This is a genomic window from Streptomyces sp. NBC_01384 (genome assembly GCF_045040035.1).
In the GTDB taxonomy this organism is placed as follows: domain Bacteria; phylum Actinomycetota; class Actinomycetes; order Streptomycetales; family Streptomycetaceae; genus Streptomyces.
Genome location: NZ_CP109559.1, coordinates 6,229,337 through 6,245,208, shown reverse-complemented (window position 1 = coordinate 6,245,208; position 15,872 = coordinate 6,229,337). Strand labels below are relative to the sequence as shown.

Sequence of the window (15,872 nt, the reverse complement as noted above, 5' to 3'; positions counted from 1 at the left end):
TCACCTCAGCTTCGGGTCGAGGGCGTCGCGCACCGCGTCGCCGAGCATGATGAACGCGAGCACGGTGATCGCGAGGGCGCCGGCGGGCCACAGCAGCATGTGCGGGGCCGTGCGGATGTAGGCGGAGGCCGAGGAGATGTCGATGCCCCAGCTGACCGTCGGGGGCTTCAGGCCGACGCCGAGGTAGGAGAGCGTCGCCTCCAGCGAGATGTACGTACCGAGCGCGATGGTGGCGACGACGATGACCGGCGCGACGGCGTTGGGCGTGATGTGCCGCAGCAGGAGCCGTGAGTGGGAGGCGCCGAGGGCGCGGGCGGCCTGGACGTAGTCGTTCTGCTTGGTGGTGATGACGGAGCCGCGGGCGATCCGGGAGATCTGCGGCCAGCCGAGCAGCACCATGAACCCGATGACCGGCCAGATGGTGTTGCTGGTCACGACGGAGAGGAGGACCAGGCCTCCGAGCACGACGGGGATCGCGAAGAAGATGTCGGTGATCCGGGAGAGGACCGAGTCACCCACCCCGCCGAAGAATCCGGCGAGCCCGCCCAGTGCCGAGCCGAGGATCGCGACGCCTAGGGTGGCGCAGACGCCGACGCTGATCGAGACGCGGGTCCCGTAGACCGTCCGCGTGTAGACGTCGCAGCCCTGCCCGTCGAACCCGAAGGGGTGCCCCGGCTGCGAGCCCTCCTGGGCCTTGGCGAGGTCGCACTTGAGGGGGTTCTGGGTGGTGATCAGCGAGGGCCGGATCGAGATGATCACCAAAAAGAGGATGACGAGCGCGGAGACGATGAAGACGGGGTTGCGCCGCAGATCGCGCCAGGCGTCCGACCACAGGCTCCTGGGCTTCTCCTGGGGGCCCGTGCCCTGCGGACCGCCGGGCGTCCTCTGCAGGGTCGCCCCCTCGCTCGTGGCGAGGTCCATGGCGCCGCCCGCGCCGGTCGCGGCGATGGCACCCTCCGACTGGTACGGCGGCTGGTACGGCGGCTGGTACGGCGGCTGCTCAGGCATAGCGGATCCTCGGGTCGAGTACGGCGTAGAGGAGGTCGACGAGCAGGTTGGCGACCAGGAAGACGAGGACGAGGACGGTCACGAAGCCGACGACGGTCTGGGTGTTCTGCCGGAGAATCCCCTGGTAGAGCTGGTAGCCGACGCCGTGGATGTTGAAGATCCGCTCGGTGACGATCGCGCCGCCCATCAGCGCGCCGATGTCCGTGCCGATGAAGGTGATCACGGGGATCAGTGAGTTGCGCAGCAGGTGCTTGATGATCACCCGGTGCCGGGGCAGGCCCTTGGCGACGGCCGTACGGACGTAGTCGGACCGCTTGTTCTCCGCGATGGAGGTCCGGGTCAGCCGGGTCACGTAGGCGAGGGAGACGGAGGCGAGGACCAGCCCGGGCACGATCAGTTCGCCGAAGGTGGCGTCCGTGGAGACGGAGGGTTTGATCCAGCCCCACTCGACGCCGAGCAGCAGCTGCAGCAGCAGACCGGTGACGAAGGTCGGCACCGAGATGACGACGAGGGTGAGCAGCAGCACGCCGGTGTCGACGGGCCGGCCGCGACGCAGCCCGGTGACGACGCCCAGCAGGATGCCGATGACGATCTCGAAGAGGATCGCGACGATCGTCAGCCGGATGGTGACCGGGAAGGCGGTGGCCATCAGCTCGGTGACCGGCTGCCCGTTGAAGGCGGTGCCGAAGTCGCCGGTGAAGACATTGCCCATGTACGTCAGGTACTGCTGCCACAGCGGTTTATCGAGGCCGAACTCCCGGCGCAGCTGGGCGGCGGTGGCGGGGTCGCACTGCCGCTCGCCGCACAGGCCCGCGATGGGGTCGCCCATCACGTTCACCATCAGGAAGATCAAGAGGGTGGCGCCGATGAAGACCGGGATCATCTGCAGCAGGCGCCGGATCACATACCGTCCCATGGGGGGGGCTCCGGAGGTAGTACGGGGCGAGCCCTCGGGTGCGCCTAGGCGCCGGCGGCTCGCCCCGTGGACGGCTCAGCTGACCGTGATCTCGTTGTAGACGGGCACGCTGAACGGGTTGAGCGCCACGTTGGAGAGCCTGTCCGAGTAACCCGCGCTGCCGTTCTGGTACCAGAGCGGGATGGCGGCCATGTTGTCGCGGACGACCCCTTCGGCCTGCTGGAAGAGCTGGATGGCCTTGGTCTTGTCGGTCTCGGCGTTCGCCTGGTCGACGAGCTTGTCGAAGTCCTTGTTGGACCACTTGCCGTCGTTGGAGGAGGCGTTCGTGTAGTAGAGCGGCTGCAGGAAGTTCTGGATCAGCGGGTAGTCCATCTGCCAGCCGGCCCGGAAGGGACCCTGCATCTTGTGCTGCCCGATCTGGTTGCGGAAGTCGGCGAAGGTGCCGACGGGGTTGCCGACGCAGGCCTTGTCGTTGCCCATCGCGTTGTTGATGGAGTTGCAGACGGCGTCGATCCACTCCTTGTGCGAGCCGGTGTCCGCGTTGTACGTGATCTTGATCTGTCCGCCGGGCAGTCCACCGCCGTCCTGGATCAGCTTCTTCGCCTGCGCGGGGTCGTAGGTGCAGGAGGCGCCGCACAGCCCGTCCTGGAAGCCACCGTCCTTGCCGAGCACCGGTGAGGTCCAGTCGGTGGCCGGGGTGCGGGTCTTCTGGAAGATCGTGCTGGTGATCTGGTCGCGGTTGATCGCCATGGACAGACCCTTGCGGACGTTCTCCATCCCGCTCCTGTCCCAGTCCTTGTCGTAGAACGGGAAGGCGAGCGTCTGGATGATGCCGGCCGGGGTGTTGATGTACCGGTCCCCGAGGTCGCTCTTCACGTTCTTGAGCTGGGAGGCGGGCACGTCGTCAACGAGGTCGAGGTTGCCGGCCATCAGGTCGGTGTAGGCGGTGTTGCCGTCGGTGTAGACCTTCAGGTCCACCCCGCCGTTCTGCGCCTTGTCCGTGCCGGGATACGCGTCCCACTTCCGCAGAGACATCATCGAGCCCTTGGTGTAGGAGTCGACGGTGTAGGGCCCGTTGCCGATCGGCTTCTTAAGCCAGGCCGCGTGGTCGCTGAAGAACGCCTTGGGCAGCGGCGCGAAGGCCACATAGCCGAGGGTGTTGGGGAACGTCGAGAACTTCTGGTTGAGCTTGACGGTGAAGGTGTGGGCGCCGGTGACCTTCAGCCCCGACAGCGTGTCCGCGCTCTGCGTGCCCGTGTCGGGGTGGACCTTGTCGTAGCCCTCGATGTACCCGAAGAAGTACGCGTTCTTCTGGTTGTTCTTGAGACTGGCCCCGTAGTTCCAGGCGTCCACGAAGGACTGGGCGGTGACGGGCTCTCCGTTGCTGAACGTCCAGCCATCCTTGACGGTGATCGTGAAGTTCTGCGAGTCCGAGGTGTCGATCTTCTGCGCCAGCATGTCCTGGGCCGCGCCGGTCCTGGCGTCGTACCGCTTCAGACCCCGGAAGATCATGTCGAGGACCTTGCCGCCCTGCACCTCGTTGGTGTTGGACGGCTCCAGCGGGTTCTGTGGGTCTCCCCAGGAGGAACTGAGGACCCCGGAGCCACTGCCGCCACCGCCACCCCCGCCGCCGCCTCCGCCCCCGCAGGCGGTCGCCACGAGGGCCACCGCCGCCGCACCCGCGGTCCACCTGGCATGCGTCGCTCCACGCATGGAGTGCCTCCTCAAGAGTGCGCTGTGCCGCCGGCGGCGGGGCGCTGTTCCATTACCGGTCAATATCGACCCGTACGGCACATGACGCACATTCAGGCCACCCGAACGTGGGACGGGGAACCCCGAATGGGCCGAATACCGTACCCCCGCCTCCACCCACCCGACGCGCTATCGTGGAGCTCATGGCCGCCCCGGAACTGATCCGTATCGTCTCCCGCGACTCGCCGATGGCCCTGGCCCAAGTGGAGCGCGTCCGCGCCGAGTTGGGCGCACTGCATCCCGGCATCCGCACCGAGGTCGTGCCCGTGAAGACGACGGGCGACAAGTGGCTGGGCGACCTGGCCACGGTCGAGGGCAAGGGCGCGTTCACCAAGGAGGTGGACGCGGCACTGCTGGCGGGCGAGGCGGATCTCGCGGTGCACTGCGTCAAGGACATCCCCGCCGACCGGCCGCTTCCGGCGGGGACGCTGTTCGCCGCGTTCCTGGCCCGGGACGACATCAGGGACGCCCTCGTCCACCCCGGTGGGCTCACCCTCGACGAGTTGCCGCCGGGCACCCGGATCGGTACGTCCTCGGTGCGCCGGGTCGCACAGCTCGCCGCCTCGCACCCGCACTTGGACTGCGTACCGTTCCGCGGCAACGCCAACCGGCGGCTGGAGAAACTGGCGGCGGGCGAGGCGGACGCGGTGTTGCTGGCGGTGTCGGGGCTGGAACGGATCGGCCGGGCGGACGTGATCACCGAAGCCCTGTCGCCGGAGACGATGATGCCGCCGATCGGCGCGGGCATTCTGGCCCTTCAGTGCCGCGAGGGCGACACCGCCGTGATCGAGACCGTCAGCGACCTCGGCGACCCGAACACACACCGCGAGGCCACGGCGGAGCGCATGTTCCTGCACGTCCTCCAGGGTCACTGCAACTCACCGATCGCGGGCTACGCGCGGGCCGAGCGCGGCGGCGAACTCTCCCTGCGTGCCTGCGTGTTCACCCCCAACGGCAAGACCGTACTGAACGCCCACGAATGGGCGGGCCGCCTCGACGCCGCGACCCTGGGCACGTCGGTCGCCGTCGCCCTGTTGCGCCAGGGCGCACGGGAACTGATCGACGACATCCCCCACTGAACAACCTCTGACCGGCCTCGCTGAACAACCTCTGACCAGCCCTACCGGGCAACCGGGATTCCGGCGTGGGTCACGGGGTGGTGAACGCCAGCACCGCGTTCTGGCCGCCGAAGCCGTACGACGTCGTCAGCGCGGCCCGCATCCGGTGTGGGCGGGGGACCTTGCTGACGACGTCCAGGTCGATGTCCGGGTCCTGACGGTCCTGGTTGGCGGTCGGCGGGATGAGCTGGTGGCGGAGCGTCAGGACCGTGCAGGCGGCCTCGATGGCGCCCGCCCCGCCGATCGCGTGCCCCAGCACGCTCTTGTTGGCGGTGACCGGCGGCGGCCACCCGAAAACGCTGTGCAGGGCGCGGAATTCGGCGATGTCATTGAGGGCGGTGCTCGTGCCGTGCGTGTTGACATGGTCGATGTCGGAGGGGACGAGGTCCGCGTCGGCCAGGGCCGCCCGGACGGCCTCGGCGGCTCCCCGCCCGTCGGGGTGCGGGGCGATGAAGTGGTGGGCGTCACACCCGGCGCCGTACCCGGCCAGCCGGGCCTGGGCCTGCGCGCCCCGTGCCCGCGCGTGCTCGACGCGTTCCAGTACGAGCATGGCGGCGCCCTCGCCGAGCACGAACCCGTCCCGGTCGGCGTCGAACGGCCGGGAGGCGGCGGCCGGTTCGGCGCGGCGCACGGACAGCGCGCGCATCTGGCCGAAGGTGGCGGCGGGAATCCGGGAGCACACGGACTCGGCACCGCCCGCGACGACGACATCGCACATCCCGGCGCGCAGCATCAGCAAGGCGGTGCCGATGGCCGTGGTGCCCGAGGCGCACGCGGTGCTGGTGACCAGGTTCGGGCCGCGGGCGCCCAGGTCGAGGCCGACCTCGCCGGCCGACATGTTGGGGACGGTGCGCGGCACGGAGAAGGGGTCGACCCGCCGGTGCCGCCCCTCGGCGACCTTGGGGACCTCGGTCAGATAGCTGGCCATGGCCGCCGTACCGGTGCCGACGACCACCCCCACCCGGCGGGCCGGCCACTCGGCGGGGACCAGGCCGGCCGCCGCGACCGCTTCCCGTGCCGCGAGCACCGCCATCACTGTGAACCGGTCCAGGCGGCCCGCGAGGCGGCGGCCGAGCAGGGCACCGGCGTCGAAGCCGGGGACCCGACAGCAGAAGTCGGTCGGGAGTCCGGCGAGCTCCGGGTCCGTGGCCGCGGTGGACAAACCGGCGAGCAGGCCGTTCCAGGTGGCGGCCGTGCCGATCCCCGCGGGGGTGATCAGCCCGATGCCGGTGATCACGACTTCGTTCATGGGGCGAGAGCGTAAGTCGAACGGGCCGGGCGCATGCGAGCCCGAATGCGGCTCATCCCAGGGGAATCGCCGTCTCACAGCGAAAGCGGGCGCCAGACCCTCACACGTTCGAGAAACCCGCCACCATGCACGCTCACCGATTCGAGTGAAATTCCGCGAACTTCTCATGGAAACCCGGAAACGTCTTCCGTACGCATCCGGGGTCGTCGAACGACATCCCCGGCGCCCTCAGCCCGGTCACCGCGAAGGACATGACGATGCGGTGGTCGCCGTACGACGTGATCTCCGTGCCGGCGACGGGAGCCGTACCGGGGTGGATCTCGATCCAGTCCGGCCCGGTCTCCACCCGTACGCCCAGCCGCCGGAGGTTCTCCGCGCAGGCGTCCAGGCGGTCGCACTCCTTGACGCGCGTGTTGGCGACGTCCTCGATGCGGACCGGGCCCGAGGCGAAGGGCGCGATCGCGGCGAGCGTCGGCATCGTGTCGGAGATGTCCCGCATGGTGACCGTGGCGCCGGTCAACTCCCCTGTACCCGTCACCGTGGTGGCGTCGCGGCCGACCTCCACCCGCGCCCCCATCCGCCGCAGTACGTCGACGAAGCCCAGGTCGCCTTGGAGCGCGCCCGTCCCCAGGCCCGGGACCGTCACCTCGCGGCCCGTCACGGCGGCCGCGGCGAAGAAGTAGCTCGCGGTGGAGGCGTCGGGCTCGATGGCGTAGGTGGTGGCGCGGTAGCCGCCGGGCTCGACGACGAAGACGTCGCCCTCCCGTCGTACGTCCGCGCCGAACGTCCGCATCATCGCGAGCGTGATCTCGACGTACGGCGCCGAGACCAGGTCCGTGACGGTGATCCGCAGGCCGTTGCGGGTCAGCGGGCCGAGCAACAGGAGGGCCGTCAGGTACTGGGAGGACTGACCCGCGTCGAGTGTCACGTCACCGCCCTCCACCCCCGACGCCGCGATCCGCAGCGGGTGGTGGCCCTCCGCCTCGTCGTGCCGCAGGTCGACGCCGAGGTCGCGCAGGGCGCGGGTCAGCGGGAGCAGCGGGCGGCGGCGCATCTGCGCGGAGGCGTCGAAGCGGTAGGTGCCGTGTCCGGCGGCGGCCAGGGTCGGCAGAAAACGGGCGGTGGTCGCGCCGTCCCGGCAGTACACGTCGGCGTCCGTGGCCGCCGGGCCCTGTGGGCGGCCGTCGACCTGCCAGGCGTGCGGGGTGCGGCCGACGCGGTAGCCGAGCCGGGTCAGGCCCTCCGCGAAGCCCTCCGTGTCGTCCGACCGGAGCGGCCGCAGGAGGGTGGTGACCCCGTCGGCCGCGGCTGCCAGGAAGAGCGCACGCGCGGTGATGGACTTGGAACCGGGAATGTCGACTACGGCCATGTCCTCATGCTGGCTCCCCGACCCGCTCCGGCGCCGGACCGTCCGCCAAATGGACCCGACCCTCGGCGTCGGCCCATCCCTCCCATTCGGCACACCCGCACCAACTTCTCTGAACCTCCGGAAACCGGGGAACCCCGGTGCGCGCCGGTTCGTCCAATCCGCATGCTGCCGGATGAGTCTCCGCAGTGCGGTGTCGGCCTCGCTGCTGGCTGCGATCGCTGACCACCCTCTCCGCCGCCTGCGGCCGGCAGCACGCCGTCACCGGCGCGCCCCCTCCAACTGCGCCGGTGACGGCCCCTCAGCGGGTTACTGTGCACACCCTTGACTGGAAGAAACTTCCCGGATATTCGTGACTCCTCGGAAGTTTCCTTCATGAGGGAAGGAGCGCACGTGCGCGACTCCAGCACGGGAAGCACCGCACACCGACTGTCCAGACGCACGGTTCTCGCCGCGACCGCGGGCGTCACCGCCGTGGTCGCCAACGGCGCCCGTGCGTATGCCGACGACCAGGCACTCCACGACAAGGGACTCCGCGACAAGGAACTGCTCGCCCTCCTCTCCCGTATGACGCTGGAGGAGAAGGTCGGCCAGCTCTTCGTGATGCGGGTGTACGGGCACTCGGCCACCGCTCCCGACCAGGCCGACATCGACACCAACCTGAAGGAGCTCGGCGTCAGGACGGCCGCCGAGCTGATCGCCAAGTACCGCGTCGGCGGGATCATCTACTTCACCTGGACGCACAACACCCGCGACCCGCACCAGATCGCCGCCCTCTCGAACGGCATCCAGTTGGCGTCCCTCGACCAGCCGCGCGGGCTGCCCGTCCTCATCTCCACCGACCAGGAGCACGGAGCGGTGACACGCGTGGGCAAGCCCGCGACGCTGTTCCCCGGCGCGATGGCGCTGGGGGCGGGCGGCTCGCGGGAGGACGCCCGTACGGTGGCGTGCCTCAGCGGCACGGAACTGCGCGCGCTCGGCATCCGCCAGGACTACTCCCCGGTCGCCGACGTGAACGTCGACCCGGCCAACCCGGTCATCGGCGTACGGTCCTTCGGCGCCGACCCGGACGCGGTGGCCGGGCTGGTGGCGGCCGAGGTGAAGGGGTATCAGAGCGCGGGCGTGGCGGCCACGTCCAAGCACTTCCCGGGGCACGGGGACACCGCCGTCGACAGCCACTCCGGCTTCCCGGTCATCACGCACAGCCGGGAGCTGTGGTCCGCCCTCGACGCCGTGCCCTTCCGGGCCGCGATCCGCGCCGGCATCGACTCGATCATGACCGCGCACATCATGGTCCCGGCGCTCGACCCGGCCGGTGACCCCGCCACCCTCTCCCACCCGATCCTCACCGGCATCCTGCGCGGAGAGCTCGGCTACGACGGGGTCGTGGTGACGGACGCGCTGGACATGAAGGGGGTCCGGACGAAATACGGCGACGACCGCGTCCCCGTGCTGGCGTTGAAGGCCGGTGTCGACCAGCTCCTCAACCCGCCGTCCATCGACGTCGCCTGGAACGCCGTTCTGAACGCGGTGCGCGGTGGCGAGCTCACCGAGGCCCGCCTCGACGAGTCCGTCCTGCGCGTCCTGCGCCTCAAGGCGAAGCTGGGCCTGCTGGAGAATCCGTACGTCACCGACCCCGGCGTCGACCGCGCGGTCGGCACCCCGGCGCACCGCACGGCGGCCGACCGGATCGCCGAGCGCACAACGACGCTGCTGGTCAACAAGGAAGGCCTGCTCCCGCTGTCACGGCGCACGCACAAGAACGTGCTCGTCGTGGGCGCCGACCCCGCCTCCCCCTCCGGCACCGACGGACCGCCCACCACCGTCCTCGCGAACGCCCTCACCGAGCTGGGTTTCGCGGCCACGGCGCTGTCCACCGGTACGGCGCCCTCCGCCGCGACCATCGACAAGGCGGTGGCGACGGCGGTGGCCGGGGGCGTGGACGCGGTGGTCGTGGGGACGTACAACGTGACGGCGACCGGCTCGCAGAAGACCCTTGTCGACCGGCTCGTCGCCACCGGCGTCCCGGTGGTCGCGATCGCGATCCGCAACCCGTACGACGTGGCTCACCTTCCCTCCGTGGGAGCCCACTTGGCCGCATACTCCTGGACGGACGTCGAACTGCGCGCGGCGGCACGGGTGATCGCGGGCAGGGTCCGGCCCCGCGGCAAGCTCCCCGTGCCGGTGCGACGGGCGGACGACCCGGCGCGGGTGCTGTATCCGATCGGGTACGGATTGACGTACTAGGCCCTACGTCGCACACCCCGCGCACCACCCCCAAAGGACGCAAAGCACCCCGGATGTCTGGCGTGTGCCCGTCGCAACGGGTCACGCTGGGCTGGGGTATCGGGGGGAAGCCATGCGAGCCAGCTCGTCGAGTCGGCGTTCCGTAGGGGTGGCGTGCGCGCTGCTGCTGGCCGTGGCCACGCTGACGGGATGTGACCGCTGGTCGAGCTCCGGGAGCGCCGAACCCAGCCCGGGGACGACGTCTACGCAGCCCTCCGGCTACGGCGCGGTGTTCCTCGCGGTCGACGAGTGCAGTTCCTTCGGGACGACCAGCTTCACCGAGGTGCCCTGCACCAGCGAACGGGCCGCCGCGCGCGTGATCGCCCGTTACGACGGCAAGGTCGCCGACGGGCCGCTGTGCCCCGCGACCACGGACTTCGTCCTGCACATCAGCGAGACCCGGCCCGCCTCGGACGAGAACGGCGACGGGGTCGTCCCCCAGGGCTACGCCTGCATGCGCAAACTGGAGCCCCCGCACCCCGGCGACCCCGGCGGTGGCGGCGGCCCCCGCACCATCGTCGGCGACTGTGTCTACGGCGCCGGCAGCGGGCAGGTCCGCGAGACCGCGTGCGACGGAAAGGGCAAGAAGCCCCCGGAGTACAAGGTGACGTCGGCGGTCGTCGATCGCGCCGAGTGCCCGTCGTCCACGGCCCTCTATGTCCAGCTGGGCGGCAAGAAGCCGGTGGGCTGCGCCCGCCCGGTGTAGTCGACGGGCGGGCGCCTCAGCAGAGAATCCAGCCCGAGCTCACCGAACCCGAGCCGACCGAGCCCGCGATACGGACGCAGCGGTGGCCCGCGTGGATGGTCACCGGGCCCGCGTTGCGCGCGAAACTGCCCTTGTCGACCACCGGTCGGCTGCCGCGCGCCTGCACGCTGATGGACATCGGCCGTTTGTTGGGCTGCTGCCTCTTGGGGATGGTCACCGCGCAGACGTAGCCGTCGCGCTTGTAGATCTCGACGGAGCCGGTCGAGAAGGCGAGCGTACGGACTTTGCGCCCCGAGCAGTTGCCGTCGGCTGCCTGCGCGCTGCCCGGGCTCACCAGCGCGAGCAGCCCGGACGCGGTCAGCACCGCCAGTCCGAGCACAAAGCGTCGACTCATCGCACCACCAAGGTCCACTGTCGTCCCTCCCCCGGTCATCAGCGTACTGGTGTACGGACGCAGGACGTACGTCGGATGGTTCCCTTCACCCGCCGGCCGTCCGACGGGGGAGAAGCGCGAGCACGCCGACGGGGTGCGGAGCGTCAGGCCGATGAAGCCACCGGCTCCTCCTGCTCCGGCGCCCCTACGAACGTCCTCCACAGCTCCGCGTAGCGGCCGTCCAGTTGGAGGAGTTCGTCGTGAGTGCCGTCCTCGGCGACCCGGCCGTGGTCCATGACCACGACCCGGTCGGCGCGGGCGGCCGTGGTCAGCCGGTGGGCGACGACCAGCGTCGTACGGCGGCCGGCGAGGCGGTCGGTGGCCTGGTTGACCAGGGCCTCCGTCGCCAGGTCCAGCGCCGCCGTGGCCTCGTCGAGGAGCAGGACGTCGGGGTCGACGAGTTCGGCGCGGGCCAACGCGATCAGCTGGCGCTGGCCGGCGGACAGGTTCCGGCCGCGCTCGGCGACCTCGTGGAGGTAGCCGCCGTCGAGCGTGGCGATCATGTCGTGGGCGCCGACCGCGCGGGCGGCGGCCTCCACCTCGGCGTCGGTGGCGTCGGGGCGGCCGTAGGCGATGGCGTCGCGGATCGTCCCCTGGAAGAGGTATGCCTCCTGGGGGACGACGCCGAGCCGGTGCCGGTACGAGGTCAGGTCGAGGGAGCGCAGATCCGTGCCGTCGACCGTCACCCGCCCGCCCGTGGGGTCGTAGAAGCGGGCGACCAGCTTCACCAGGGTCGACTTGCCCGCGCCGGTCTCGCCGACGAAGGCGACCGTCTGCCCGGCGGGGATGGCCAACGACACCCCGCTGAGCGCCTCCTCATCGTCGCCGTACGCGAAGTCGACGTCCTCGAAGGCGATGTCGCCGCGCAGGGACAGCACCTCCACCGGCTCGTCGGCCGCCTTCGTCGACGTCGGCTCCTGAAGCAGTTCCTGGATGCGGCCCAGCGAGACCGTGGCCTGCTGGTAGCCGTCGAAGACCTGGGAGAGCTGCTGCACGGGGGCGAAGAACAGGTCGATGTAGAGGAGGTAGGCGACCAGTGCGCCGGTCGTCAGGGTGCCCGCGTCGACCCGGTGCGCGCCCACGATCAGCACGGCCGCCGCGGCCACCGACGACAACAGCTGCACGAACGGGAAGTAGATCGAGATCAGCCACTGCCCGCGGATACGCGCCTTGCGGTAGCTGTCGCTGCCCTCCGCGAACCGCCGTCCGCCCGAGCGCTCGCGCCTGAACGCCTGCAGGATCAGCAGCCCGGAGACCGACTCCTGCAGATCGGCGTTGACCGCCGACACGCGTTCGCGGGCGAGTTCGTACGCCTTGACGCTGGCCCGGCGGAAGAAGAACGTGCCGATGACCAGCGGCGGGAGCGTCACGAAGACGACCATCGCCAGCTGTACGTCGATCACCAGCAGCGCGGCCATAATGCCGAAGAAGGTGACGACCGAGACGAACGCGGTGACCAGGCCCGTCTGGAGGAAGGTCGACAGCGCGTCGACGTCCGTCGTCATCCGGGTCATGATCCGACCCGTCAACTCCCGCTCGTAGTAGTCGAGTCCGAGCCGCTGGAGCTGCGCGAAGATCTTCAGACGGAGCGAGTAGAGCACCCGCTCGCCGGTCCGGCCCGTCATCCGGGTCTCGCCGATCTGCGCCGCCCACTGGACGAGCACGGTGACCAGCGCCAGCGCGGCGGCGGCCCACACCGCGCCGATCGCCATCCGGGTGACGCCCTGGTCGATGCCGTGCCGGATCAGCACCGGCAGCAGCAGGCTCATACCCGCGTCGACGGCCACAAGCCCCAGGCTGATGAGCAACGGGGGCCCGAAGCCGCGCAGCAGCCGGCGCAGTCCGTACGACTCCTCGGGCCGGACCGCGCGTGCCTCGTCGATGCCCGGGGTGTCGGTGGCCGCGGGCAGCGCCTCGACCAGGGCGAGGAGTTCGGGCGTGGCGGGCATGCCGGACAGGGCGTTGTCCTTGGGCTCGCGGTCGCCGGTCCACAGGTGGGGAGTGACCCCGCGCTCGGCGTCGAACTCGGCGTCCAGCTCGTCCCGTACGGAGGTGTCCTCCTGGGGTGCCGCGGGCTGGGCGTGGCCGGGCGAGACGCCGCCCAGCTCGTCCGGGTCGGTCAGGAGCCGGCGGTAGAGCGGGGAGCGCGCCTGGAGTTCCTCGTGTGTGCCGATGTCGGCGAGGCGGCCGCCGTCGAGGACGGCGATGCGGTCGGCGAGGTTCAGGGTGGAGCGGCGGTGGGCGATGAGAAGGGTGGTCCGGCCCTCCATGACGTGCGTCAGCGCCTCGTGGATCTCGTGCTCGACGCGGGCGTCCACGGCGGAGGTGGCGTCGTCGAGGACGAGCAGGCGCGGGTCGGTGAGGATGGCGCGGGCGAGGGCGACACGCTGGCGCTGCCCGCCGGAGAGGGTGAGTCCGTGCTCGCCGACCTTGGTGTCGTAGCCGTCCGGCAGCTCGGCGATGAAGCGGTCCGCCTGGGCGGCACGGGCGGCGGTCTCGATCTCCTCCTGGGTCGCCTCCGGGCGGCCGTAGGCGATGTTGGCGCGCACGGTGTCGGAGAAGAGGAAGGAGTCCTCGGGGACCAGTCCGATCGCGGCGCGCAGCGACTCGTGCGTCAGCTCGCGGACGTCGTGGCCGCCGATGAGGACCGCGCCGTGCGTCACGTCGTAGAAGCGGGGCATCAGGAGCGAGACCGTCGATTTGCCGGAGCCGGACGAACCGACCACGGCGAGGGTCTCGCCGGGCCGGATCTCGAAGCTCAGCCCGTCGAGAACCGGCCGCCCGTCCTCGTACGCGAAGGACACGTCGTCGAACTCGACGGTCGCGGGCGCGTCGGCGGGAAGGTTCTTCGTGCCGTCCTTGATCGACGGCTCGGTGTCGATGAGTTCGAGGACGCGCTCGGCGCCCGCGCGGGCCTGCTGCCCGACGGTCAGGACCACGGCGAGCATCCGTACGGGTCCGACGAGCTGGGAGAGGTACGAGGAGAACGCCACGAAGGTGCCGAGCGTGACCTGCCCGCGTACCGCGAGCCAGCCGCCCAGCGCGAGCATCGCGACCTGGCCGAGAGCGGGCACGGCCTGGAGGGCCGGGGTGTACTTGGCGTTGAGCCGGATGGTCCGCAACCGCCCCGCGAAGAGCCGCCGCCCGACCTCCCGGAGCTTCCCGGTCTCTTGTTCCTCCTGCCCGAAGCCCTTCACCACGCGTACGCCGCTGACGGCACCGTCGACCACACCCGCCACGGCGGCGGCCTGCGCCTGCGCGTACCAGGTGGCGGGGTGCAGCTTGGAGCGGCTGCGCTTGGCGACGAACCAGAGGGCGGGGGCGACGGCGAGCGCGACCAGGGTGAGGGGGAGGGAGAGCGAGGCCATGATCCCGAGGGAGATCAGGAAGAGCAGCACGTTCCCGATGGTCATCGGGAGCATGAAGAGCAGGCCCTGGATCAGCTGAAGGTCGCTCGTCGCCCGGCCGACGACCTGGCCGGTGGACAGCTCGTCCTGGCGCCGCCCGTCGAGCCGGGTGATCGTCTCGTACATCTCGGTCCGCAGGTCGTGCTGGACGTCGAGGGCGAGACGGCCGCCGTAGTAGCGGCGGATGTAGGTGAGGACGTAGACGAGGACGGCCGCGGCTATCAGCGCGCCCGCCCAGGGCGCCATGGCCTTGCTGTGGTTGCCGATGACATCGTCGATGATCACCTTGGTGATCAGCGGGACCACCGCCATCACGGCCATGCCTCCGAGCGAGGAGCCGAGCGCGAGCAGGACGTCCTTCGGGTACCGCCACGCGTACCCGGCCAGTCGCCGTGCCCAGCCGGGCGTCCCCTGCCCGGCCCCACCCTCTTCCACTGCCACGCCGGTGCCTTCCGTAGATCTCACTCCGCCGGAAGGCACCAACGCTGAACGAAGCGGATTTCATCCCTCCGCAATAATCAGCCGTTCACCGTGTGTGGCAGGCGGGCGAGCAGGGAGTACAGGCGGGTGGTCTGGACGACGTTCTGGTTGTCGTCGCTGACCAGGAGGAGCTTGAGACGACCGTCCGGGGTGCGGCCCGTGATGGTCAGGCCCTCGATGTTGTCGAGCAGGGGGTTGGGCTGGGGCTGCTTGGCCTGGGCGCCCAGTGAAGGACAGTTCACGAGATCGGCGAGCAGGGTCTTGCGGGCGAGCCCCACGCCGTCCTGGCCGGTGAGGGTGTCGATGTGGCTGGTGTCGGTGGCGTGGCGGAGGTCGGCGAGGTAGAGGCGGACCGTGTTGCCGAGGCCGGAGGTGAAGCCGCGCTCCAGAACGAGCAGGCGGCCGTCCGGGGTGGCCTGGGCCTCGGAGACGCCGAGGCCGGTGTCGGTGCGGTAGCCGTACTGGGCGGAGAGCCGGAAGTCGCTGTGCTCGGTGCCGCGCTCCCAGGTCTGGAAACGCACGATGCCGGTGGTGTCGCCGCTGAGGGCGCCCTCCATGGCGGCGAGCAGAGTATGTCCGCCGGGGAGGAGGGTGAGCCCCTCGAAGGTCTGGTTGGAGGTGGCGCGACCGGCGGGCGCGACCTTGAGCGCGTCCGGTACGGGGAGGCCCCCGACCAGGGTGCCGTCCCGCTCGTAGCGGCGTACGGACGGCTCGGTCTCGGAGGTGACGAGACGGGTGCCGGTGGGGGTCCCCCCGCTCGAGCGAAGCCGAGAGTGGGGGAGGTCGACGACCAGGCCCTCGGAGTCGAGCGCGGCGCCCTTCTCGTCGGTGAGGTTCACGACGCTCGTCGGCTTCAGCGTCTTCCGGTCCAGGGTGAAGAGGGAGGACCGGTCGGAGAGCGCGGCGATCCGACCGTCGCGGTCGACGGCGAGCGCGGAGAGGTTGCCGACGAAGGTGTTGTCGTACGTCGTCTTGTCGAGGGCGTCGGAGTAGCTCTCGATCGAGACGGCGGGCGAACAGGCGTTGGCGCTCGGGGCGGCGACAGGTCCGGCGACGGCAGGCCCGGCGGCGGTCAGGGAGGTGGCCGCCGCCAGGCCGGCGGTGACGGTGGCGAGTACGGATCTCAGGCGCATGCCGGTCACGGTAGGGCG

At 70.6% G+C, this 15,872-nt stretch carries 11 protein-coding genes; 3 read left to right on the top strand and 8 right to left on the bottom strand.

Annotated features, from left to right (window positions below; genetic code table 11):
* The 3 genes from OG747_RS28670 to OG747_RS28660 all read right to left on the bottom strand — a co-directional run bounded on the left by OG747_RS28670 (position 1) and on the right by OG747_RS28660 (position 3,637).
* A complete protein-coding gene (locus OG747_RS28670; protein ID WP_405882267.1) occupies positions 1–1,008 on the bottom strand; it encodes an ABC transporter permease in 1,008 nt (335 codons plus the stop codon).
* A complete protein-coding gene (locus OG747_RS28665; RefSeq protein ID WP_405882266.1) occupies positions 1,001–1,924 on the bottom strand; it encodes an ABC transporter permease in 924 nt (307 codons plus the stop codon). Before OG747_RS28665 ends, OG747_RS28670 begins: the two co-directional genes overlap by 8 nt.
* A 75-nt stretch (positions 1,925–1,999) precedes the next feature.
* Complete coding sequence (locus tag OG747_RS28660) at positions 2,000–3,637, bottom strand: ABC transporter substrate-binding protein (RefSeq protein ID WP_405882265.1); 1,638 nt, start codon at positions 3,635–3,637, stop codon at positions 2,000–2,002.
* Between the two features lie 182 nt (positions 3,638–3,819).
* Here OG747_RS28660 and hemC point away from each other — a divergent pair, with 182 nt between their 5' ends.
* Positions 3,820–4,755 carry a hydroxymethylbilane synthase gene (gene hemC / locus OG747_RS28655; protein ID WP_405882264.1) on the top strand — a complete coding sequence of 312 codons (936 nt, stop codon included), beginning with the start codon at positions 3,820–3,822 and terminating at the stop codon, positions 4,753–4,755.
* Between the two features lie 70 nt (positions 4,756–4,825).
* Here hemC and OG747_RS28650 read toward each other — a convergent pair whose 3' ends face one another.
* Together OG747_RS28650 and aroA are read right to left on the bottom strand one after the other, a co-directional pair.
* Positions 4,826–6,043 (bottom strand): beta-ketoacyl-[acyl-carrier-protein] synthase family protein, encoded by a 1,218-nt coding sequence (locus tag OG747_RS28650; RefSeq protein WP_405882263.1) that lies wholly within the window; start codon positions 6,041–6,043, stop codon positions 4,826–4,828.
* Positions 6,044–6,176: 133 nt separating this feature from the next.
* Positions 6,177–7,412: a 3-phosphoshikimate 1-carboxyvinyltransferase gene (gene aroA / locus OG747_RS28645; RefSeq protein ID WP_405882262.1), complete on the bottom strand. Its 1,236-nt coding sequence runs from the start codon at positions 7,410–7,412 to the stop codon at positions 6,177–6,179.
* A 372-nt stretch (positions 7,413–7,784) separates the two neighbouring features.
* On the opposite strand from aroA, the gene OG747_RS28640 reads away from it, so the two are divergent.
* Together OG747_RS28640 and OG747_RS28635 are read left to right on the top strand one after the other, a co-directional pair.
* Complete coding sequence (locus OG747_RS28640; protein ID WP_405882261.1) at positions 7,785–9,656, top strand: glycoside hydrolase family 3 protein; 1,872 nt, start codon at positions 7,785–7,787, stop codon at positions 9,654–9,656.
* 112 nt (positions 9,657–9,768) lie between these two features.
* Positions 9,769–10,401 (top strand): hypothetical protein, encoded by a 633-nt coding sequence (locus tag OG747_RS28635; protein ID WP_405882260.1) that lies wholly within the window; start codon positions 9,769–9,771, stop codon positions 10,399–10,401.
* A 16-nt stretch (positions 10,402–10,417) separates the two neighbouring features.
* Here OG747_RS28635 and OG747_RS28630 read toward each other — a convergent pair whose 3' ends face one another.
* From OG747_RS28630 to OG747_RS28620, 3 genes are all read right to left on the bottom strand, one after another.
* Complete coding sequence (locus OG747_RS28630; RefSeq protein WP_405882259.1) at positions 10,418–10,795, bottom strand: hypothetical protein; 378 nt, start codon at positions 10,793–10,795, stop codon at positions 10,418–10,420.
* Between the two features lie 143 nt (positions 10,796–10,938).
* Positions 10,939–14,676, bottom strand: coding sequence for an ABC transporter ATP-binding protein (locus tag OG747_RS28625; protein WP_405885723.1), 3,738 nt, complete (start codon positions 14,674–14,676; stop codon positions 10,939–10,941).
* An 83-nt stretch (positions 14,677–14,759) separates the two neighbouring features.
* On the bottom strand, positions 14,760–15,854 hold the full coding sequence (locus tag OG747_RS28620; protein WP_405882258.1) for an esterase-like activity of phytase family protein: 1,095 nt from the start codon (positions 15,852–15,854) through the stop codon (positions 14,760–14,762).
* Positions 15,855–15,872: the final 18 nt, after the last annotated feature.

What these genes read in the sequence shown, in the direction of transcription:
- OG747_RS28620 (WP_405882258.1), bottom strand. Translation starts at nt 15,854, where the DNA reads ATGCGCCTGAGATCCGTACTCGCCACCGTCACCGCCGGCCTGGCGGCG.
- OG747_RS28630 (WP_405882259.1), bottom strand. Translation starts at nt 10,795, where the DNA reads ATGAGTCGACGCTTTGTGCTCGGACTGGCGGTGCTGACCGCGTCCGGG.
- OG747_RS28650 (WP_405882263.1), bottom strand. Translation starts at nt 6,043, where the DNA reads ATGAACGAAGTCGTGATCACCGGCATCGGGCTGATCACCCCCGCGGGG.
- OG747_RS28660 (WP_405882265.1), bottom strand. Translation starts at nt 3,637, where the DNA reads ATGCGTGGAGCGACGCATGCCAGGTGGACCGCGGGTGCGGCGGCGGTG.
- aroA (WP_405882262.1), bottom strand. Translation starts at nt 7,412, where the DNA reads ATGGCCGTAGTCGACATTCCCGGTTCCAAGTCCATCACCGCGCGTGCG.
- OG747_RS28640 (WP_405882261.1), top strand. Translation starts at nt 7,785, where the DNA reads ATGAGGGAAGGAGCGCACGTGCGCGACTCCAGCACGGGAAGCACCGCA.
- OG747_RS28665 (WP_405882266.1), bottom strand. Translation starts at nt 1,924, where the DNA reads ATGGGACGGTATGTGATCCGGCGCCTGCTGCAGATGATCCCGGTCTTC.
- hemC (WP_405882264.1), top strand. Translation starts at nt 3,820, where the DNA reads ATGGCCGCCCCGGAACTGATCCGTATCGTCTCCCGCGACTCGCCGATG.
- OG747_RS28635 (WP_405882260.1), top strand. Translation starts at nt 9,769, where the DNA reads ATGCGAGCCAGCTCGTCGAGTCGGCGTTCCGTAGGGGTGGCGTGCGCG.
- OG747_RS28670 (WP_405882267.1), bottom strand. Translation starts at nt 1,008, where the DNA reads ATGCCTGAGCAGCCGCCGTACCAGCCGCCGTACCAGCCGCCGTACCAG.